Raw genomic sequence first — 21,011 nt, 5'->3', positions numbered from 1 at the left:
GACATCCTTGTGATCGAGAAGTGACGCAAGGCGGGATGCAAGACATCCGCCAAGCATCGCCAGCGAAGATGACAACTCGACGACCAGTCTATGACATCCGCCCTACTTCAACCCCACCACGCCCGCCACGATCAGCCCGACCGACAACAACTTCACCGCCGTCAGGCTCTCCCCCAGCAACGCAAACCCGAGAAACACCGTGCCCAGCGACCCGATAGCGGTCCAGATCGGATAGGCGATGCTGACCGGCAATTCGCGCATGGCCAGGGTCAGGAAGTAAATCCCGCCCACTGCCGCCGCCACGGTGATCAGCGACGGCCAGAGCCGGGTGAAGCCTTCGGCGTACTTCATGCCCATGGCGAACGTCACCTCAAACCCGGCGGCGATCAGCAGAAACAGCCAGGCCATCTAGAACTCCCTGGCCAGCGCCAGCAAGCGCTGTTCGGCCTCGGCGGCGGAGACCGCGAAGGTGCGCGCCTCGGACTCTTCGCCCTCGGCCGCTACCACCGTGATATCGGTAATACCGATGAAACCCAGTGCTGTGCGCAATAGCGGATCAGCATGATTCATCGCCTCCAACTCACCGCCCGGACCAAAACCGAAGCCGCCGCGACTGGTGACGATCAAGGCCTTTTTACCGTGCACCAACGGTTCGTACTGGGCCACACCGTTGTCCAGGGTGTGATTGAAAGTCAGGCCGAGTCGCACGATCTGATCGATCCAGGCCTTCAAACCGCTGGGTACGCTGAAGTTGTGCATTGGCGTGGAAATCACCAGCAGATCATGGCCGAGCAACTCGCCGACCAGTTCATCGCTGAACGCCAAATCGGCTTGCATCGACAAGGGACGGGCCTCGGGTTCGGGATAAAACGCGGCGGCCACAAACGCTTCGTTGACCGGCGGAATCAACGCCCGCCCTACCTCACGACGGGTCAGTTGCACATGCGGATGACGCGTCTGCAACGCCGAGAGAAACACCTCGGCCAGACGCCGCGAATGCGAACGCTCACCACGGGGACTGGCGTGGATAGCAAGAATTTTACTCATCTGAATCTCCTCAAGGACTAAACTCAAACTGCTTGTGGCTTGCAGCTTGAAGCTCGCAGCCTTTCCTCTTCAAATGAGCAAAAATCACTCGGGATGAATCTATTTCATCCGTGGAGCATTCAATGTTTGCCTCGTTGCCGCTGACCGCCCTGCGCGCCTTTGAATCCGCCTCACGCCTGCTGAGCTTCAAGGACGCCGCCGAAGAACTGGCCGTTACCCCGACGGCTGTATCGCACCAGATTCGCTCGCTGGAAACCTGGCTCGGCGTGCCGCTGTTCGAGCGCCTGCCCCGCCAGGTACGCCTGACTGAATGCGGCGAACGGCTGTTCCACAGTCTGCACGGCGCTTTTCTGGAAATAGCGCAAAGCGTCGACACCCTGCGGCCGCAGCGCAGCGGCACAAACCTGACGATCTCCACCACCGCCGCCTTCGCCGCCCTGTGGCTGGTGCCACGGCTGGGACGTTTCTACGCCCGGCACCCGAACATCAATGTGCGCCTGGATACCCACTGCGAAGTCATCGACCTGCATCAGGACGCCAGCGTCGATCTGGTGCTGCGCTACAGCCTTGGTGATTATCCGAACCTGTATGGGTTGTGCCTGTTCGATGAATCCTTCGGCGTTTATGGCTCACCGGAACAAGTGGCACTGGCGACCCAGCGCATGCCGACGCTGATCAGCGTGCGCTGGCACAACTCCAAGCTCTACGCCCACGGCTGGGAGGCGTGGTGCGCTCAGTCCGGCGAGACATGGCTGAGCGGCCAACCCGCCGTGCGCGAATACGACGAAGAGCATTACGCCCTGCAAGCGGCGATTGCCGGTCAGGGCTTGGTATTGGCAAGCAATATCCTGGTGTCGGAAAGTGTGGCCAGTGGGTTGCTGGTGCCTTATCGGGGGGATGTGCAGGTGGATGGCGCCGGTTACAGCGCGCTGTGCGTGCCGGGTCGCGAGCGGCATCCGCCGGTGCGGGCGTTTTTTGCGTGGCTCACCGAGGAGGCGTCGTTGTCCGGACTAACGCCAAGATCGCAGCCTGCGGCAACTCCAAGAGAACGGATTCCTCTGTAGGAACTGCCGCAGGCTGCGATCCTTTGATCTACCGGGTTGGCTTGACCGTCACCGGCGCCTTGCCCGATTTCATCTGCTCCAGCAGCGGCGCGCACTGATTCGGCTCGCCGCCGCTCGGTGCCACCAATGCCAGCAGCCCCGCCGCCGGTGCGGCAATCACCCCAAGGGCAACCATCCCGGCCCCGCGCAATATCAACGGTACGGCCTTAACCCCGGCATCGGGCTTGATGAACTTGCCCCGCACGTACAGCGGTGAACGCAGCGAGATCAAGCGCCAGCCCTTGGATTCCGGGGTGATGGTCAGGTCCAGTTGTTCGGTGGCCATGTTCGCCGTGCCATCGATATAGATGATCGCGTTCTCGGTATCGAACACGAACAATCGTGTGGTCGCCAGGCCGTTCTTGATTTCGAAGTCGGACGCTGCGCAGTTGATCTTCACTTCCTTGTCGCCAAAGATTTTGCCGACCACATAGTTGCCGACGTTCAGCCCGGCCAGCTCCATTAACTCGCGACTGATGGCGCCGTCGTTGATCAGCATTTTCAGGTTGCCGTTGGCGGTGCCCAGCAATTTGGCCACCGAATTGCCGCGACCGGTGATGTCGGCATCGCCATTGAGCTCACCGAAACTGGTTTTCATCGGTTCGAAGGTCGGAAACAGCTGCTTGAGCTTGAAGCCCCGCGCGGTGAGTTTTGCCCGACCTTCCAAGGGCTCGGTGCGACCGTTCAGGCGAATCTGCGCATCGAGCTTGCCGCCCGCCACGCCAAAGCGCAGCGGTTCAAGGCTGAGCACGCCATCGGTCAGCACCAGGTGCGTGTAAAGATCGTTGAACGGCAGTTTTTCGCTGTGGACGATGCGTTTGCCGGTGAATTCGACGTCGGCGTCCATATCGCGCCAGCGATCGGTCTTGAACTCTTCGACCGGCAGCACCTTGTCCGCCGGCTGCTTGCTCTCGCCGCCTCGGGCCTTTTGCTTCGCATTGGAATCGGCACCGATCAGCGGGGCCAGGTCGGCAAACAGCAGTTGATTGGACAACAGCGACCCGCTGAGTTTGGGCCGTGGCTGGCCGGCGACGTAGGTCAGGCTGCCGTGGATATCACTCTCGCCGATCTTGCCGTTGAATTCTTCATAGCGAAACACTGCGCCCGTCGGCTCATGCAGCTTGGCGATCAGGTGACCGTCAGTGGCGTACGGCGGGGTATCCGGCAGGGTCACGCCGGTCAGCGGGTAAAGATTGCCCAGGCTGGTGCCGGCCAGTTTCAGGCGCAGGTCGAGGGCACCGAGATTCATCGGATCCGTCAGCGTACCGGCCAGTTCGACGCTAGTGTCGGCGATCTTCACTTGCGCCTGCAGTGGGAACGGTCGGGCCGCGTCCTGCAAGGCCAGCAAGCCACCAATCTTGCCCTGGCCCGCCAGTTTCTGACCGTGATACTCGCCTTTGACTTTGAGGCCGAACGCGTAGTCCTGTGGCGCGGCGCCCTGCTCCTGCGCGGTTTTCGCCGCTTTGTCACCGACGATCTCGCTGAACGGAATCGGCTTGCCCAACGGGTCGATCAGCACGTCGAGCTGAGTCTTCAGGTTCTGGTCGTCGAGGGTGACGTGGCCCTTGTCGAAACCGATCGCGCCGATGTCCAGCACCCACGGCGAAGGTTCGGCGTTCGGGTCTTTCGGGTCGAACTTGAAGGTCCAGTTGGCGCGACCGTCGGCCAGGCGTTGCAGTTCGGCATTGGGTTCAGTGAGGTCGATGCGCGGGATGACGACACGCTGCGCCAGCAAGGCCAGCGGCGAAATGCGCAGTTCAACGCGCTTGAGGCTGGCCATCTGCGGCGTCTTCGACCAGTCCGGGTTACCCAGGCTCAGGTCTTCGGCCACCACATGCGGCCACGGCACCCAGGCACGCCAGCCGCCCTCGTCGGGCTCGCGCCGCCACACCACCGCCAGGTTGCCATTGATGGCGAACGGACGGTGCAGCTCTTCGGAAACTTTGGCATTGAGGGGTGGTTTGATCCGGTTCCAATCGAAAAACACGATGATCAGCACCAGCACGGTCAGCAGAACAACCAGGCTGCCGAGGGTCCAGGCGAGAATTTTACGGGTGCGCGTCATTGCACAAAGCTCCTGATACGGCTGAGCGCCCCGACCGCGACGCACATGAAAAACGCTGGGCCAGAACCGGCCCGCTATGGAATCTACGACTGAAAAACGGCCCGCAGGTTTAATCCGATGACCGATTTTCCAGCAATCGACAAGTCTATTCATGACTAATCAGTCGCCTTCGGCGTTACCGGCCCCGCACTTTTACGTGGCGCGAGTGAGTCGAAAATACCCACCTCGGTGCAAACGCGCGGGATTGAAAGCCCCGGTTTACAAGGCCTGCAGAGAACAATCAATTCCGTTGATTATTAACATTGCGTTTATGAACTTTTATATCGACTTATCGAGAGTAGCATTGCCCTCGTACCCAATTTATCGCCCTCCTACGGAGCACCCAATCATGAAACGCCAACTTCTGCTTAGCCTTACACTTTCAATGCTGACCAGCACTGCTTTCGCACTGCCGGCCGCTGACCAAGCCACTCCGCAAGTCAAAGATAACCACTCGGTGTTCAGCCAAACCGTCGCTGCCGATGGTTCCGATCGCACCCCGGGCCAAACCCTGGCCGAAGGCGGTAACGATCGCCTGAAAGAAAAAAACCTGATCACTGAAGATGGCTACGACCAAACCAAACAAGGCCAGACTGTTGCTGCTGACGGTTCCGATCGCACTCCGGGCCAGACCCTTGCCGCTGACGGTTCCGATCGCACCCCAGGTCAAACCCTTGCCGCTGACGGTTCCGATCGCACTCCAGGTCAAACCCTTGCCGAAGGCGGTGGTGACCGTGTAATCGAACGCAACAGCGCTACGAGCTGAGCCCATGGCGGCCCTGAAAAAAAGCCCAATCACCGGATTGGGCTTTTGACATTCTGGCCTTTCACTTTATAGACGCCGCATCTCCTCGCCTGATCCCCCTATCGCCGTTCGACGCCGGCAAAGCCGATTTGCTAGAGTGCGCCGCTGTCCTTCTTCAGAAAACGCCCTTGCGATGCTGCCCCGCGCCGAACAGAAACAACAAACCCGCAACGCCCTGATGGACGCTGCCCGTCGCCTGATGGAAGGCGGCCGAGGATTCGGCAGCCTGAGCCTGCGCGAAGTGGCGAAAACCGCCGGTATCGTTCCCACCGGTTTCTACCGGCATTTTGCCGATATGGATGAACTGGGCCTGGTGCTGGTCAGCGAAGTCGGCCAGACCTTCCGTGAAACCATTCGCCTGGTGCGGCACAACGAGTTCGTCATGGGCGGCATTATCGATGCCTCGGTGCGGATCTTTCTCGACGTCGTCAGCGCCAACCGTTCGCAATTCCTGTTTCTGGCTCGCGAACAGTACGGCGGCTCGCTGCCAGTGCGTTTGGCCATCGGTCGTCTGCGCGAAGACATCAGCTCGGACCTCGCTGCCGATCTGTCGTTGATGCCCAAGCTGCAACACCTGGACATCGCCGGTTTGAGTGTCATGGCCGATCTGATCGTCAAAAGCGTGTTCGCCACCTTGCCGGACATCATCGACCCACCGGCCGAGGCGCTGCCGGAACACCTGACGCCCCAGGCAAAAATTACTCAGCAACTGCGTTTTATCTTTATCGGCCTCAAGCATTGGCAAGGCCTGGGCAGCACGGAGTGATGCCCTTTGTGGGAGCGGGCTTGCTCGCGAAGAACGATAACGCGGATTACCTGAAATACCGCGGCGCCCCATTCGCGAGCAAGCCCGCTCCCACAAAACATCAATCTCGCTGCAAGTTGGTGCACAGAAAAAATTGGCGCACCAACATTACTCAAAACCCACGCCCCGCCCTACCTCGCCCTACACCTCCGTCAGCCATTTCCTACACATCACGCCGATTGGCAAGCCCCTTGCTCTAGCCTGAGCATCGTCCATTGCTGGAAGCTTTCCGATGCTGGTGATTCATCGCAGAATCGACCCTCAACCCGTCTGGGCCGCCGAGTTGCACCTGACCTTCGAAGCCCGGAGCAAAAGCCGTTTGCGCTGTTTCAGTGCCGAGGGCGAAGACGTCGGGCTGTTTTTGGAGCGCGGCCAATCGCCGTTGTACGACGGTGAATGTTTACAAGCCGAAGACGGACGCATCGTCCGCGTCTGCGCCCGCCCGGAACAACTGCTGCACGTCACCTGCGCCAATGCCTTCGAACTGACTCGCGCGGCCTATCACCTGGGCAATCGTCATGTTGCCCTGCAAGTGGGGGATGGCTGGTTGCGCCTGCTCGACGATTACGTGCTCAAGGCCATGCTCGAACAATTGGGCGCCCATGCCGAAAACATCGAGGCGCCGTTCCAGCCGGAACACGGTGCCTACGGCGGCGGCCATCATCATTCGCGTCACGGCGATGAAGACTTCAACTATCCACCGAAACTGCATCAATTCGGCGTGCGCCTGTGAACCCCGCATGGGCATTGCTGCGCCTGGCCAGTCCGCAATTGCCGATTGGCGGCTACAGCTATTCCCAAGGCCTGGAAATGGCCGTGGAGAACGGACGCGTCCACGATCCCGACAGTGCGCGGTGCTGGATCAGCGATCAATTGCTGCTCAACCTTGCCCGCTTCGAAGCTCCGTTGCTGCTCGCCCATTGCGTGGTGGCGGCAGAGGAAAACTGGAGCGAACTGCTGCAACGCTGCGAAGAGCACCGCGCCAGCCGGGAAACCCGCGAACTGCATCAGGAGAGCCGGCAGATGGGCTACTCCTTGCAACAGTTGCTCAACGGCCTGCCGGAACTGGATGCTGCGGCGCGTGCCTTTCTTGAGCAACGCCGCGAACCACACCTGGCGCTGGGCTGGGCATTGGCCGCCCGCGCCTGGCAAATCAGCCCGCAGGATGCGCTGGCCGCGTGGCTCTGGAGCTGGCTGGAAAACCAATTGGCGGTGCTGATGAAAACCCTGCCGCTGGGCCAGCAAGCCGCCCAACGCCTGACCAGCGAACTGCTGCCGCTGCTGCAACAAGCCCAGCAGGACGCCAGCCACATCAACCCCGACCACTATGGCAGCGCCGCGTTTGGCCTGTCCCTGGCGTGCATGGCCCACGAGCGCCAGTACAGCCGTCTGTTCCGTTCCTAGGGCCCCATATTTTGGAGAATCACATGAACACACAACCTCTGCGTGTCGGCATCGGCGGCCCGGTCGGTTCCGGTAAAACCGCCCTGACCCTGGCCCTTTGCCTGGCCCTGCGCGAGCGTTACAACCTGGCCGTCGTCACCAACGACATCTACACCCGCGAAGACGCCGATTTCCTGGTACGCAACGAAGCATTGGCGCCGGAACGCATTATCGGCGTGGAAACTGGCGGCTGCCCGCACACCGCAATCCGTGAAGACGCCTCGATCAACCTCGAAGCGGTGGATCAACTCAACCGCCGCTTTCCGGGCCTGGACCTGATTCTGGTGGAGTCCGGTGGCGACAACCTCTCGGCCACCTTCAGCCCTGAACTGTCCGACCTGACCATCTACGTGATCGACGTTTCCGCCGGCGACAAGTTGCCACGCAAGGGCGGGCCGGGGATCTGCAAATCGGATCTGCTGGTGATCAACAAGATCGACCTCGCACCACTGGTAGGCGCGTCGCTGACCCTGATGGACAGCGACACCACGCGCATGCGCAACGGCAAGCCATTCGTCTTCAGCAACCAGAAAACCGGCCAGGGCCTGGAAGAGATCATCGCCTTCATCGAACGCCAGGGCTTGCTGACCGCTGCCTGATTACGATTTATCCACAAGGAAGCCAATCCATGACACTGAAACGCATTCTGGGCGCCATGGCCCTGCTGCTGACCCCGGCCATCGCTTTCGCCCACCCGGGGCACGGCGATAACGGTTTGATCGCCGGCATCAGCCACCCGATCGGCGGCCTCGACCACTTGCTGGCGATGCTCGCGGTCGGCCTGTGGGCGGCGCAGCAACAAGGCGCGGCGCGCTGGGCGCTGCCGTGCACTTTCGTCGGCACCATGCTGCTGGGCGGGTTGCTGGGTTTTGAAGGGCTGAACCTGCCGGCGCTGGAAAGCGGGATCGCCGCGTCGGTGCTGGCGTTGGGCCTGGCGGTGGCTTTGGCGGTGCGTCCGCCGTTGAGCATGGCGGTCGGCGCCACGGCGCTGTTCGCGTTGTTCCATGGTGTCGCCCATGGCCTGGAACTGCCCGACATGTCGAGCCCTTGGCCGTATGCCGCAGGGTTTGTCGCGGCGACAGCGGCATTGCATGGGTTGGGTTATGCGCTGGTGCGGGTATTGCCGCAGGCTGCGGCGCCGTTGGTGCGGCTGGCGGGTGCGGCTTCGGCGGCGACCGGGGTCTGGTTGTTGGCGGGCTGATTCTCTATTGCCTGAACTGGCCTCATCGCTGGCAAGCCAGCTCCCACAAGGATTTGCGCTTAACCTGTGGGAGCTGGCTTGCCAGCGATGACGGCCTGACGGACACCACGCCTCTCAGGCCTGTTAACATGTCGCGCAATCGCCCCTGCCGTGACGACGCCAGCCAATGCCGCCTGTTTCCCGCTCCGCTTCCCAGCCTGAACTGAACGCCCTGTTCGCCTCGGTGCAACAGCACTTCCACAACGTGATCGTGCCGCTTTGGCAAGGTCCCGGCTGGAATGCCGAGATGGCGCTGCCTTATGAGGCGCTGGACGCCGAGCACAATCCCCTGCCACCTCAACGCTACCGGGCCATGGCCTGTGCGCGGCAGTTGTATCTGTTTGCCAGTCTGATCGGCCAGGTGCCGGATGCCGAAGAGCGTGCGGCAGCGCTGTTCCGTTCCTTGCAGCGGCACTTTCACGATGCCGAGCACGGCGGCTGGTTCTACAGCATCGACCCGCACGGCGCGCCGCTGGATCAGCGCAAAGACCTCTACACCCACGCCTTCATCCTGTTCGCCTGCGCCCATTACTGGAACAAAGTTCGCGAGCCGTTGGTGGAGTCGGTGCTCAACGCCGCCCTGGAAGTGATTGCCCGACGTTTTGCCACCGGCGATGGCCTGTATGAAGCCAGCCTTGACCGTGACTGGTCATCGTTGAACAGCGGACCGTTGCAGAACCCGTTGATGCACCTGGCCGAAGCCTTCCTCGCCACGCTGGCGGTACGCGAAGACCTCGGCGTCCAACGCGCACTCGTCGAGTTGTGCACAGCCATGCAGAAGCGTTTTATCGATCCGCAACACGGCGTGTTGATGGAAAAACCGTTGGGGGCTGTGGATAACTGGTTTGAGCCGGGACACCAGTTCGAATGGTATTTCCTGCTGGAATCATCGGAGCTGCTGCGCGGCTCGAAACTGCATGCTTCGCTGGAGCGCGCCTTCGCGTTCACCGAACAACTGGGTGTCGATCAACAAACCGGTGCGGTGCGGGCCATGCTTGATCTGGGGCCGGATGGCGGCGCCCGGGACGCCACCCAGCGTATCTGGGCGCAGGCCGAGTATTTGCGTGCGTTGACGTTGCGGCCGGACAGCGAAGCTGAGGTGCTGCGCCAATTGCAGGCGTTGCAGCAACGCTCGCTGCATGCCGGTGGCTGGTATGAATGCCGTGATGAGCAAGGTGAAGTCAGTCGTCGGGATATGCCGTCGACCACGCCTTATCACTTGGCGACTTGCTATCGCGGGTTGGCCGAGTACCTCGACTGATATCGAAAGGATCGGAAGTCACTCAATCCACTTCCGGTCCCCGGTAAAACTGATGGTCAACCATCGTGCGGCATCCGGTTTGCCGAGCTTCGCGGAAATTTCCTCGCGCAAACTGTCCAGTTGGCCCACGCCATCCAGCCAATAATCCTTCGGCAACACGATGTGAATTTCGATAAAACAGGCCCGACCGTGTTTCTGCACGTAGGAAATGTAATCGTCGAAACCATGCTCCACCTTGGCCACGTCCATCACCTGACGCACCTTGTCGTCCAGTTGATCCGGGACAATTCCCAACACATCGCGCAATGCCGGGCCGAGGATTTTGTACGCCGGGGGGAGCATGCCCAAGGCCAGCAGAATCAGAATCATCGGGTCGACGTACACCGCCCACTTGCCGTAACCCTGAGTCTTGAGCAGCAGCGCGATGAGGAAACTCACCAGCAGTCCCGCCGACAGCATCGCGTCCACCAGCCAACTGATGTTGTCGAACTGGATCAGCGATGATTTGAGTGTGCGATTGCGACGGCGGACGTAGAAATAATAAATCAGCTCAACGACCGTGAAGAACGCGGCGTAGAAGATCACCAGCCCCAGTTCGACCTCGCGGCCACCGCTGATAATGCCGAACACACCGTTGAGAAAGGCATAAATGGCGACCAGGAAAATGAAACTGCCCTCGATCACCAACACCATGGGCTCCAGATGCCAGGAGCCGAACTGGAAGCGCTGATTGCTCTCCTTGGCGATCATTCGGGCGGTGATCAGCATCAGCACCTTGATGAACGCCGCGATCAGCGAAAAGAAGCCATCGAACAGGATCGATTGGGCACCCGAGACAAAACCGGTGATGATCCCGGCGACTGTCACGGCGAGCATCAGGAAGGTCGATTGCTTGAGCAGCGACTGCTCGCCTCGATTGCTCACTTTTTCTCCTCTAATACCTCTAGGCCACCGGGTGTGGCGGCTTGCTTGAGGGAGGAGTCTAGCTGAAGCTTTGTGTCACCTGAGCCGGCCCCTTCGCGAGCAAGCCCGCTCCCACATTGGATCGCGGTCAAATGTGGGAGCGGGCTTGCTCGCGAAAAACTATGACTCGGTATTAAGCCTTGCCGCCACTGCGATCAATAGCAAACCCGGCCCAGGTCTGGCTGACCGGCATCAATTCCAGGCTGTTGATGTTGATGTGCGCCGGGGCATTGAGCACCCAGAAAATGGTGTCGGCGATGTCTTGCGGCTGGATAGGCTCGGCACCGGCGTAGGTCGCGTTGTAGCGCTCCTGATCACCGGCAAAACGCACCAGTGAGAACTCGCTTTCGCACAGGCCCGGCTCAATGTTGCTGACCCGCACGCCCGTGCCCTGAAGGTCGCAGCGCAGGTTCAGGGAGAACTGTTTGACGAATGCCTTGGTGGCGCCATACACATGGCTGCCCGGGTACGGATAGTTGCCGGCGATGGAACCCAGGTTGACGATGCCGGCGCCACGGCCATGAGCGATCAGGCGTGGCAGCAGCAGACGCGTGCTGTACATCAGGCCTTTGACGTTGGTGTCGACCATGGTGTCCCAATCGTCCAGGTCGCACTTCGGTGCCGGATCAACACCCAGGGCCAGGCCAGCGTTGTTGATCAGCCCGCGCAATTTGGCGAAGGACGGTGGCAGGTTGGCAATGGCTTCTTCCATGGCCTTGCGATCACGCACATCAAGCACCAGGCCATGCACTTCAGTCTGCTTCGACAGTTCGGCACACAGCGCATTGAGGCGTTCTTCACGACGACCGGTCAGCACCAGTTTCCAGCCAGCCTCGGCAAAACGACGGGCACAGGCTTCACCAAAACCGGAGGTCGCGCCGGTAATAAACAGGGTGTTGGACATCGTGTTCTCCTTGCTTCGGCTGATGCTCAGCCATGGAAATAGAAAATCAGCAGGCAGCATGCCCGGCCTTGCTCACAGCGGCAACCACCGCACAACCTGTACAAAAAACGACCAAACCACGCGACACCTTACCTTCCGTGGCTTGCAGCCATGTGCGCGCACGTTATCCACAGCCCCATCCACACATTCCGGGGGCAAGTGGAAAAGCTGAAAGCCGCTATCCACAAGGCTTTGCGAGGCGTTTTAAAACTTTTTTGCTTGACCCTGACGGACCTGCTGTGTAGCCCATGGCAATTTTCCCGAACAGCCGGTCAAACCGACGATGGCCGCAAGCCAGTAACCACGGCCTTCAGCCAAGTCTTTCCAGAGTTTAATCACAGACTTATCCACAGGTTTGTTCACTGTAACTTGCTGCACTTTCGTCACCCAGAAAAAGGTTGACAAACCCACCCTGAAGCCCCGCAAAAACGCCTGATCAAAAAACAACCATATCGCTGGAGGCCACGGATTGAAAGGCTCTCAGCCAGCTACTCCCACGTTATTCACAGCCAGCTCCACAGCAAACGGGGACAAGTCAAAACCGTGACAAAACAACTGTTTGCAGCGGCTTTATGTCGCGGTTTGGGAGCTTGGGGAATTTGTTTTCCACAATTTTACTTTACGTCGCAACACCGCTCTTGTAGGAGCTGCCGAAGGCTGCGATCTGTTGACTTGATCTGAAAACAAGATCAAAAGATCGCAGCCTCGTTTCACTCGACAGCTCCTACAACAGCCACCACGGAGCGCGCATAAAAAAACGCCCTGACGTTGAGCACGTCAGGGCGTTTTGTTGAACGCTAACGATCTAGTGCCCGCCGAGATAGGCGTTACGCACATCCTCGTTGACCAGCAACTCCTTGCCGGTACCCGTCATGCGAATTTCGCCGTTGACCATCACGTAAGCACGGTCGGACAAGCGAAGGGCGTGGTTGGCGTTCTGCTCCACCAGGAAGATGGTCATGCCGGTTTTCGCCAGTTCGCGCAGGGTGGCGAAAATCTGCTTCACCACGATCGGCGCCAGGCCCAGGCTCGGCTCATCAAGCAGCAACAACTTCGGCCGACTCATCAAGGCGCGAGCGATGGCGAGCATTTGCTGCTCGCCGCCGGACATGGTCATCGCGCGCTGAGTGCGCCGCTCTTCAAGTCGCGGGAACAACTTGAACATGCGCTGCATGTCTTCCTTGGCGTACTTGTCACCAATTGGAATGGTACCCATCAGCAGGTTTTCCTCGACGGTCATGTCGGGGAACACCCGCCGGCCTTCCGGCGATTGCGCGATGCCGTTGGAGGCGATGTAGTGCGACGACTTGTGGGTGATGTCCACGCCCTGATAGAGGATCTGCCCGTCCGACGCCCGCGGCTGACCGAAGATCGACATCAGCAGCGTCGACTTGCCGGCACCGTTGGAGCCGATCAGGCTGACCGTTTCACCTTCGTTGATGTGCAGCGACACGCCTTTGAGGGCCTGGATCGGGCCGTAGAACACGTTCAGATCCTTGAGTTCGAGGATGGGTTGGGTCATACCACTTCCTCTTCATCGGCGCCCAGATAGGCGGCAATCACTTTCGGGTCGTTGCGGATGTCGTCGGGGCCGCCCTCGGCGATGACGACGCCGTGGTCCAGCACCACGATGTGGTCGGAAATACTCATAACCATGCCCATGTCGTGTTCGATCAGCACCACGGTCAGATCGTGCTCGTCGCGCAGCAGCCGGATCATCGCGCTCAGCGCTTCGGTTTCCTGAGGGTTGAGGCCGGCGGCCGGTTCGTCGAGGCAGATGATCTGCGGACGGGTGCACATGGCGCGGGCGATTTCCAGACGACGTTGCTGGCCGTAGGACAGCTCACCGGCCAGGCGGTTGGCACAGTCCACCAGGTCCACCACTTCCAGCCAGTAGAACGCATGGTCCAGCGCATCGCTCTCGGCCTTGCGGTAGCCCTTGGTGTTGAGGATGCCCGCCAGCAGGTTGCGGTTGACCCACATGTGCTGGGCCACCAGCAGGTTTTCCAGCACCGACATTTCCTTGAACAGGCGAATGTTCTGGAACGTCCGCGCCAGTCCGGCGCGGTTCACCAGGTGGGTGCCGCCGAACGCCTTGTAGAACAAACGACTGGCGAAGGATTTAGGCGAGACGAAATCGGTCGGTTTGAACGATTCGCCCAGCAGCTTGATGACGTTGGTCTGCTCGCCACGCACGTTGAGTTCGATCTTGCCGCCGGAGGCCTTGTAGAACCCGGTCAGGCAGTTGAACACCGTGGTCTTGCCCGCACCGTTGGGGCCGATCAGGGCGAAGATCGAGTTGCGCTTGACCTGCAGGCTGACATCGTTCAACGCCTTGATGCCGCCGAAGTGCATCATCAGCTTTTCGACACTGAGTACGACTTCGCTCATGGCGCTACTCCTTTACGCGGGGTCACACCGGTACGGCTGATCCGAATCAGGCCGCGTGGTCGCCAGATCATCATCAACACCATCAGGACACCGAACAGCAACACGCGGTATTCGGCGAAGCCACGCAGCAGCTCCGGGGCGACGGTCAGTACGAAAGCCGCTATCACCACGCCGATGGTCGAGCCCATGCCACCCAGTACCACGATGGCGAGGATCAGGGCGGACTCGAAGAAGGTGAACGAGGTCGGGTTGACGAAACCTTGATAGGTGGCGAAGAACACGCCGGCCAGACCCGCCGTCGATGCACCGATGGTGAATGCCGAGAGCTTGACCAGCACGTGGTTCAGGCCCATGGACCGGCAGGCGATTTCATCTTCGCGCAGCGCTTCCCAGGCACGGCCCACAGGCATGCGCGTCAGGCGATGCTTGATGTACAGCACGCCAAGAACCACCAGGAACAACACCGCATAAATGAAGTAGTACTTCACGTCCGGGTTGTAGGCGATGCCGAAGAACTCATGGAACGGTACGCCGCCGTCCTTCGCCCGCTTGCCGAACTCCAGGCCGAAGAAGGTCGGCAGTGGTGCCGGCATTCCGTTCGGACCGCCGGTCAGCGACAACCAGTTGTTGAGGATCAGTCGGATGATTTCACCGAAGCCCAGGGTCACGATCGCCAGGTAGTCACCGTGCAGGCGCAGCACCGGGAAGCCGAGGATGCAGCCGGCCAGGCCCGCCGTGATCGCCGCCAGCGGCAGCACCGTCCAGAAACCCAATCCCAGGTACTGATAACCGAGCGCCAGGCCGTAGGCACCGATGGCGTAGAACGCCACGTAACCCAGGTCGAGCAGGCCGGCCAGGCCGACCACGATGTTCAGCCCCAGGCCCAGCAGTACGTAGATCAGCCCGAGGATGACCACGCCCAGCAGGTAGGAGTTGGAGAAGAACGGGAACACCACGGCGAGGACGATCATCAGCGGGATGATCCAGCGCAGACGGGACTTGTAGTCAGGCGCGAGTACATGAACCCCGGAACCAGTGGACTCAAAACCTTCGAGGATTCTCAGGCCCTTGGGGGTTTGCAGGAACATGCTCAGGGCAAAGCGACCGGCCATGACGATGGCGACAATCCACGCCACCCGGGTGGTTTCCAGGTTGAAGCCATAGCCATCGAGAACGACGCCGACAATCGGCCCGAACACAATCAGGGCGATGAGGCCGGCAAGAATCGCGTCAACCAGACTTTTTTTGATATCAATGGTTTTTTTAGTGGTTGAAGACATCGCTTACACCTTCGACACAAGAGGACGGCCGAGCAGGCCTTGGGGCCGAAAGACCAGAACGAGAACCAGCAGCGAGAAGCTGAAAACGTCTTTGTAGTCCGAGTTCACCAGACCAGAGAACAGCGACTCGGAAATCCCGAGAATGATCCCGCCGAGCATGGCGCCAGGCAGCGAGCCAATCCCGCCGAGCACCGCGGCGGTGAACGCCTTGATCCCGATGATGAAGCCGGCATAGAAGTCGAATGTGCCGTAGTTCATGGTGATCAGTACGCCGGCCAGGGCCGCCATCGCTGCACCAATGATGAACACGTAGGAAATCACCCGGTCGGTGTTGATCCCCAGAATCGAAGCCATCTTGCGGTCTTGCTGGGTTGCACGGCACATGCGGCCGAGCTTGGTGTACTTGATGATGTAGGTCAGTGCGGCCATCCCGACAAACGCGGCGACCAGAATGAACACCTTGGTGTAGGTCAGTTGCACGAAACCTGTGCCGACCTCGACACGCCACGCACCCGTCAGCAACGTAGGAACGCCTTGTTGCTTCGCGCCCTGGGCGATCTGTGCGTAGTTTTGCAGGATCAGCGAAATACCGATGGCGCTGATCAGCGGTGCCAGTCGGGTAGAGTTACGCAGGGGTTTGTAGGCGACACGCTCGATGACCCAGCCATACACCGCCGTGACGACGATGGTGAAGATCAGGGTGCCGAGCATCAGCAGCGGGAAGGATTCGATACCGAAGTAAGCCAGCAGAGCCAGACTGATCGCCGCGAGGTAAGCGGAAATCATGTAAACCTCGCCGTGGGCGAAGTTGATCATGCCGATGATGCCATAGACCATTGTGTAGCCGATGGCGATCAGGCCATAGACCGACCCGAGGGTCAGGCCATTGACCAGTTGCTGCAGGAAAATACCATCCATAACGCAATCTCACGCAATGAGAGCCTGCACACCTGTGGGGGTGCGGTTCTTCTAAGGAAAATACAGATTTACGTCGGAGCAATGTCAGCCAGAATCAGCCGACACACCACCGCCCCCTGTAGGAGCGAGCCTGCTCGCGATAGCGGTTTAACATTCAACGAATGTGTTGCCTGTCAGTCCGTCATCGCGAGCAGGCTCGCTCCCACAGGAGAACTGTGGGTCAATTGATCGAGTCAGCCCTTACTTCTGTTTTTCCAGCTGGTGGTATTTGCCGTCCTTGTCCCACTGGTAAACCACGTAGTCGGAGACTTTCAGGTCGCCCTTGCTGTCCCAGGTCTTCTCGCCCATGACGGTCTTGACCGGGTTTTTCTTCAGCCAGGCAGCCGCTTCTTCGCCCTTGTTGGACTTGGCGCCGTTGAAAGCTGCAGCCAGGGTTTGCACCGAAGCGTAAGCGTACAGGGTGTAGCCTTCAGGCTCGGTACCGGCCTTGCGGAATGCGTCTACCACGGCCTTGCTGTCTGGCAGCAGGCGTGGGTCGGCACCGAAGGTCATCAGCACGCCGTCAACGAATTGCGGGCCGCCAGCGGTGGTCACCAGTTCGTCGGTCACGATGCCGTCGTCGGACATGAACTTGACGTCTTTCAGACCTTGTTCACGCAGTTGACGCACCAGTGGACCGGCTTCCGGGTGCAGGCCGCCGAAGTAGACGACGTCAGCGCCGGCACCGCGGATTTTGGTCACGATGGTGCTGAAGTCTTTCTCGCCACGGGTCAGGCCTTCATACAGCACTGGCGTTACGCCGCGCTTGACCAGTTGAGCCTTGGTGGCGTCAGCCAGGCCTTGGCCGTAGGTGTCCTTGTCGTGCAGCACGACAACCTTCTTGCCCTTGAGCACGTCGACGATGTAGTCGCCGGCCACGATGCCTTGCTGGTCGTCACGACCGCACATACGGAACATGGCGCTCAGGCCGCGTTCGGTAACCTGTGGGTTGGTGGAGCCTGGAGTGATGGCGATGATGCCCGCTTCGTCGTAGATCTCGGAGGCCGGGATGGTCGACGAGGAGCAGAAGTGACCGACCACGCCGGCAACTTTCTGGTTGGTCAGGTCCTTGGCGACCGTCACAGCCTGTTTCGGTTCGCAGGCGTCATCACCCTTGACCAGTACGATTTTTTCCCCGTTTACGCCGCCCGCTGCGTTCACCGCATCGGCTGCTGCCTGTGCACCCTTCATGTACTGCTCGCCAAATGCTGCGTTGGCGCCCGTCATTGGACCCGCTACGCCGATTTTCACATCAGCTTGAGCAAACGCAGAAACACCCAACGCAGTAGCCACTGCGAGGGCCAGAAAGCCTTTCTTGTAAAACGTCTGGGACATGAGGTGGTGCTCCAAGGTTTTTTTTTAATTGGCACTGCGACTTCACTGAATGCTCAGAGCAAGGGCCGTGCCATCGGTTTTTTATTCTGAAAAAAGTCGCTGCTTTATTGTTATTTCGACTGTTTCTGACCCATTTTCATTGGGCGTGCAACCGTCTAAACCGCGGAAGGTGAAACCGTATTTTTTTCGAGGCGCAACCCCTCTGCGCCATCATTGCAACCGCGGCACCAAACGGCGTGCAACCAGCCTGTAACAACGTACGTCACCGAACTGCACACTGCTGGTGCGGGACTGCTACAACCCGCACCATTACAGGCTAGCTGCTGAACGAAAAAGCGCCGCTCCCCGCAACAAATTTCAACAATCAGATCACGATCCGCAAGCACTGGCCTGCGTGATACAGCGAAAACCCTGCCTCATATAAACAGCTGCGCAAGCCCACCCCGGCCAGTGGCTGCATGGGAGCGAAGGGAATCGGTAACGCCTGAGGATTTCCGTTACACAAATAATCGGCAAAGGCTTTGCCGACGACCGTTCCTGTGGTCACACCCCGACCGTTGTAGCCGGTGACTGCCACTAAACCGGGCGCCGGTTCGAACAGGCGCATCAGATGATCGGGGGTGAAGGCGATGCAACCGGTCCAGGTGCACTCCCATTCAACCGGTTTGAGGTAGGGGAAATAATGCTGCTGGACGCGATCGGCCCAAGCCTTGAGGAACCAGGCCGGCTTCTGGTTGCCATTACCCAGACTGCCAAGAAGCAGGCGCCCGTCCTTATCGCGACGAATACTGCTCAGGACCTGACGGGTATCCCAGGATCCCTGGCCACCGGGCAGAATTTGCTGCGCAGCGTCTTCGGTCAACGGCACCGACGCCACTTGATAGTAATAGCCGGGGAAGAAATTGCGCCGCAGCTCGGTCCAATCACCTTCGGTGTAGGCGTTGGAGGCGATCACCACTTGCTCGGCCAGTACCGAACCCTGAGCAGTCTGCACCGACCAGCGCTGGCCCTGACGTTCGAGTCGGGTCACCGGGGAATGATCGAACAATTGGCCGCCGAGGCCGATGGCCGCTTTGGCCAGCCCCGTGGTGTAGGCCATCGGGTTGAGTGTGCCAGCACGCCGGTCGAGCAGCGCAGCGGCGATTTTCTTGGTGCCCGTGGCTTGTTCGCAAGCCTGCCCGGTGAGCAATTCCACCGGCGCACCACGGCGTTTCCATTGTTCTTCACGACTGCGCAAGTCCGCTTCGCCACGGGCGTTGTGCGCCATGTGCAGCGTGCCTTCGCGGCGCAACTGGCAATCGATGTTGTATTTGTCGATCAGGCTGAACACCAGTGATGGCGCCGCACCTAGCATGCGGTTGAGCTGGCTGCCGACCGCTTCGCCAAACCCGGCTTCGATCTCGTCCGGTGGAATCCACATCCCGGCGTTGACCAGCCCAACGTTGCGCCCCGATCCGCCATGCCCGGCGCGATGGGCTTCCAGCACACAAACCGTCTTGCCCTGCTCCAGCAAATGCACCGCCGCCGACAGCCCGGTAAAACCGGCACCGATGACGCAGACATCGACCTTTACTTCACCCTTGAGCGCCGCGTTGTCAGGCCTTTGCGGCGTCAGTTTTTCCCACAGACACTCTTCGCGTAACGGCATTGCCAGACTCCGAAAATGAAACCTAACAAACTAAAATCAAAAGCATCGCGGGCAAGCCTTGCTCCTACAGGTATGTGCCACAACACAAATCCCGTAGGAGCAAGGCTTGCCCGCGATGAGGCCCTTCAGTCGAACGTAATGCCCTGCGCCAACGGCAACTCCAGCGAGTAGTTCACGGTGTTGGTCTGACGGCGCATGTAGCCGCGCCATGCGTCGGAGCCCGACTCACGACCACCGCCGGTTTCTTTCTCGCCACCAAATGCGCCGCCGATTTCCGCACCGCTCGGGCCGATGTTGACGTTGGCGATGCCGCAGTCGCTGCCCACCGCCGACATGAACTGCTCCGCTTCACGCACGTCGGTGGTGAAGATGCACGAGGACAAGCCTTGTGGCACGGCGTTGTTCAGGCGCAGTGCTTCGTTGAAATCGCTGTAACCGACCACGTAGAGGATCGGCGCAAAGGTTTCGTGGCAGACCACGTCGCTCTGCTCCGGCATTTCGACGATGGCTGGCGAAACGTAGTAGGCATTGGGGAATTTGTCTTCCAGCTGGCGCTTGCCGCCGAACACCCGGCCGCCTTCGCTCAGCGCTTGTTCCAGCGCGTCCTGCATGTTTTCGAAGCTTTGCTTGTCGATCAGCGGACCGACCAAATTGCCTTCCAGCGGATGGCCGATACGTACTTTGGAGTAGGCGGCTTTCAGGCGGGTGACGATTTCTTCTTTCACCGATTCGTGAGCAATCAGGCGACGCAGCGTGGTGCAACGCTGACCGGCGGTGCCGACTGCGCTGAACAGGATCGCGCGAACGGCCATGTCCAGATCGGCGCTTGGACCGAGGATCATTGCGTTGTTACCGCCCAGCTCCAGAATGCTGCGGGCGAAACGTGCGGCGATTTTCGGCGCCACTTCGCGGCCCATGCGGGTGCTGCCGGTGGCGCTGACCAGCGCGACACGCGGGTCGTCGACCAGCGCTTCGCCGGCATCGCGGCCACCGATGATGACTTGGCTCAGGTGCGGCGGCGCATCGCTGAAGTTCTTCAGCACGCGATCGAACAGCGCTTGGCAGGCCAGTGCGGTCAGCGGGGTTTTTTCCGACGGTTTCCAGATCACCGGGTTGCCGCAGACCAGCGCCAACGTGGCGTTCCAGGCCCAGACCGCGACCGGGAAGTTGAACGCACTGATCACGCCAACGACGCCCAGCGGATGCCAGGTTTCACGCATGTGGTGGCCAGGACGCTCGGAGGCGATGGTCAAACCATACAACTGGCGGGACAGGCCGACGGCGAAATCGCAGATGTCGATCATTTCCTGAACTTCACCCAGGCCTTCCTGAGTGATCTTGCCGGCTTCCCAGGACACCAGCTCGCCGAGATCGGCTTTATATTCACGCAGAATGTCGCCCAGTTGACGCACCAGTTCGCCACGACGCGGCGCCGGAACCTTGCGCCACAGTTCGAACGCATGATCTGCGCGACTGATGTGCTGCTCGACTTCGGCGGCGCCTTCCCAGTTCACAGCGGCGATGCGACTGCCGTCGATGGGCGAATGTACCGGCACTTTGCCGTTCTGGTACAGGGCCGGGTTCACACCAAGACGATCAAGCAATGCGGCAACCATGGGTCACTCCTCAAGCAAAAAACGGAACGGGTGCAGCCGGAAAATCACGGCTGATCAGACCTGTAGTTTT

Annotated in this window: 20 protein-coding genes; 8 read left to right on the top strand and 12 right to left on the bottom strand. The window is 60.0% G+C overall.

The window, feature by feature from the left end; all coding sequences use genetic code 11:
• Nucleotides 1–102 precede the first annotated feature (102 nt).
• Both V6Z53_RS05210 and V6Z53_RS05205 read right to left on the bottom strand, forming a co-directional pair.
• On the bottom strand, nt 103–408 hold the full coding sequence (locus tag V6Z53_RS05210) for a multidrug efflux SMR transporter (RefSeq protein ID WP_338584462.1): 306 nt from the start codon (nt 406–408) through the stop codon (nt 103–105).
• Complete coding sequence (locus V6Z53_RS05205; RefSeq protein WP_338584461.1) at nt 409–1,047, bottom strand: NAD(P)H-dependent oxidoreductase; 639 nt, start codon at nt 1,045–1,047, stop codon at nt 409–411.
• Between the two features lie 110 nt (nt 1,048–1,157).
• Between V6Z53_RS05205 and V6Z53_RS05200 the strand changes: the two genes are divergently transcribed.
• Nucleotides 1,158–2,111, top strand: coding sequence for a LysR substrate-binding domain-containing protein (locus V6Z53_RS05200; protein ID WP_338584460.1), 954 nt, complete (start codon nt 1,158–1,160; stop codon nt 2,109–2,111).
• A 28-nt stretch (nt 2,112–2,139) separates the two neighbouring features.
• Here the strand turns inward: V6Z53_RS05200 and V6Z53_RS05195 are convergent, their stop codons facing one another.
• On the bottom strand, nt 2,140–4,215 hold the full coding sequence (locus V6Z53_RS05195; RefSeq protein ID WP_338584459.1) for an AsmA family protein: 2,076 nt from the start codon (nt 4,213–4,215) through the stop codon (nt 2,140–2,142).
• Nucleotides 4,216–4,603: 388 nt separating this feature from the next.
• On the opposite strand from V6Z53_RS05195, the gene V6Z53_RS05190 reads away from it, so the two are divergent.
• From V6Z53_RS05190 to V6Z53_RS05160, 7 genes are all read left to right on the top strand, one after another.
• Complete coding sequence (locus V6Z53_RS05190; RefSeq protein ID WP_338584458.1) at nt 4,604–5,020, top strand: hypothetical protein; 417 nt, start codon at nt 4,604–4,606, stop codon at nt 5,018–5,020.
• A gap of 172 nt (nt 5,021–5,192) precedes the next feature.
• Entirely contained in the window at nt 5,193–5,825 is a 633-nt protein-coding gene (locus tag V6Z53_RS05185; RefSeq protein WP_338584457.1) for a TetR family transcriptional regulator, read from the top strand.
• Between the two features lie 271 nt (nt 5,826–6,096).
• Nucleotides 6,097–6,597, top strand: a complete 501-nt coding sequence (gene ureE, locus V6Z53_RS05180) for an urease accessory protein UreE (protein ID WP_150735757.1) — start codon at nt 6,097–6,099, stop codon at nt 6,595–6,597.
• Entirely contained in the window at nt 6,594–7,268 is a 675-nt protein-coding gene (locus V6Z53_RS05175; protein WP_338584455.1) for an urease accessory protein UreF, read from the top strand. The genes ureE and V6Z53_RS05175 overlap by 4 nt, the downstream gene beginning before the upstream one ends.
• Nucleotides 7,269–7,291: 23 nt before the next feature.
• Nucleotides 7,292–7,906 carry an urease accessory protein UreG gene (gene ureG, locus V6Z53_RS05170; RefSeq protein ID WP_274076826.1) on the top strand — a complete coding sequence of 205 codons (615 nt, stop codon included), beginning with the start codon at nt 7,292–7,294 and terminating at the stop codon, nt 7,904–7,906.
• A gap of 29 nt (nt 7,907–7,935) precedes the next feature.
• A complete protein-coding gene (locus tag V6Z53_RS05165) occupies nt 7,936–8,508 on the top strand; it encodes a HupE/UreJ family protein (protein WP_338584454.1) in 573 nt (190 codons plus the stop codon).
• A 166-nt stretch (nt 8,509–8,674) separates the two neighbouring features.
• Nucleotides 8,675–9,808 carry an AGE family epimerase/isomerase gene (locus tag V6Z53_RS05160; RefSeq protein ID WP_338584453.1) on the top strand — a complete coding sequence of 378 codons (1,134 nt, stop codon included), beginning with the start codon at nt 8,675–8,677 and terminating at the stop codon, nt 9,806–9,808.
• 18 nt (nt 9,809–9,826) lie between these two features.
• On the opposite strand, the gene V6Z53_RS05155 is transcribed toward V6Z53_RS05160, so the two are convergent.
• The 9 genes from V6Z53_RS05155 to V6Z53_RS05115 all read right to left on the bottom strand — a co-directional run bounded on the left by V6Z53_RS05155 (nt 9,827) and on the right by V6Z53_RS05115 (nt 20,941).
• The gene (locus V6Z53_RS05155; protein WP_338584452.1) at nt 9,827–10,732 is read right to left on the bottom strand and encodes a cation transporter; all 906 of its coding nucleotides are present in this window, start codon (nt 10,730–10,732) and stop codon (nt 9,827–9,829) included.
• 172 nt (nt 10,733–10,904) lie between these two features.
• Nucleotides 10,905–11,675 (bottom strand): SDR family oxidoreductase, encoded by a 771-nt coding sequence (locus V6Z53_RS05150; protein WP_077185388.1) that lies wholly within the window; start codon nt 11,673–11,675, stop codon nt 10,905–10,907.
• An 844-nt stretch (nt 11,676–12,519) separates the two neighbouring features.
• Complete coding sequence (locus V6Z53_RS05145) at nt 12,520–13,236, bottom strand: ABC transporter ATP-binding protein (RefSeq protein ID WP_338584451.1); 717 nt, start codon at nt 13,234–13,236, stop codon at nt 12,520–12,522.
• Nucleotides 13,233–14,105 (bottom strand): ATP-binding cassette domain-containing protein, encoded by an 873-nt coding sequence (locus tag V6Z53_RS05140; RefSeq protein ID WP_338584450.1) that lies wholly within the window; start codon nt 14,103–14,105, stop codon nt 13,233–13,235. Before V6Z53_RS05140 ends, V6Z53_RS05145 begins: the two co-directional genes overlap by 4 nt.
• Nucleotides 14,102–15,385, bottom strand: a complete 1,284-nt coding sequence (gene livM, locus V6Z53_RS05135) for a high-affinity branched-chain amino acid ABC transporter permease LivM (protein ID WP_338584449.1) — start codon at nt 15,383–15,385, stop codon at nt 14,102–14,104. Before livM ends, V6Z53_RS05140 begins: the two co-directional genes overlap by 4 nt.
• A gap of 3 nt (nt 15,386–15,388) precedes the next feature.
• Entirely contained in the window at nt 15,389–16,303 is a 915-nt protein-coding gene (locus V6Z53_RS05130; protein WP_046819754.1) for a branched-chain amino acid ABC transporter permease, read from the bottom strand.
• 240 nt (nt 16,304–16,543) lie between these two features.
• Nucleotides 16,544–17,677, bottom strand: a complete 1,134-nt coding sequence (locus V6Z53_RS05125; RefSeq protein ID WP_338584448.1) for an ABC transporter substrate-binding protein — start codon at nt 17,675–17,677, stop codon at nt 16,544–16,546.
• 364 nt (nt 17,678–18,041) lie between these two features.
• A complete protein-coding gene (locus V6Z53_RS05120; RefSeq protein WP_338584447.1) occupies nt 18,042–19,325 on the bottom strand; it encodes an FAD-binding oxidoreductase in 1,284 nt (427 codons plus the stop codon).
• A 125-nt stretch (nt 19,326–19,450) separates the two neighbouring features.
• Nucleotides 19,451–20,941, bottom strand: a complete 1,491-nt coding sequence (locus V6Z53_RS05115) for an aldehyde dehydrogenase family protein (protein ID WP_338584446.1) — start codon at nt 20,939–20,941, stop codon at nt 19,451–19,453.
• Nucleotides 20,942–21,011: the final 70 nt, after the last annotated feature.

This window comes from Pseudomonas sp. MAG733B (assembly GCF_036884845.1).
Taxonomy (GTDB): domain Bacteria; phylum Pseudomonadota; class Gammaproteobacteria; order Pseudomonadales; family Pseudomonadaceae; genus Aquipseudomonas.
The sequence above is the reverse complement of the archived record's forward strand: the minus strand, read 5'-3'. Positions and strand labels throughout refer to the sequence as shown.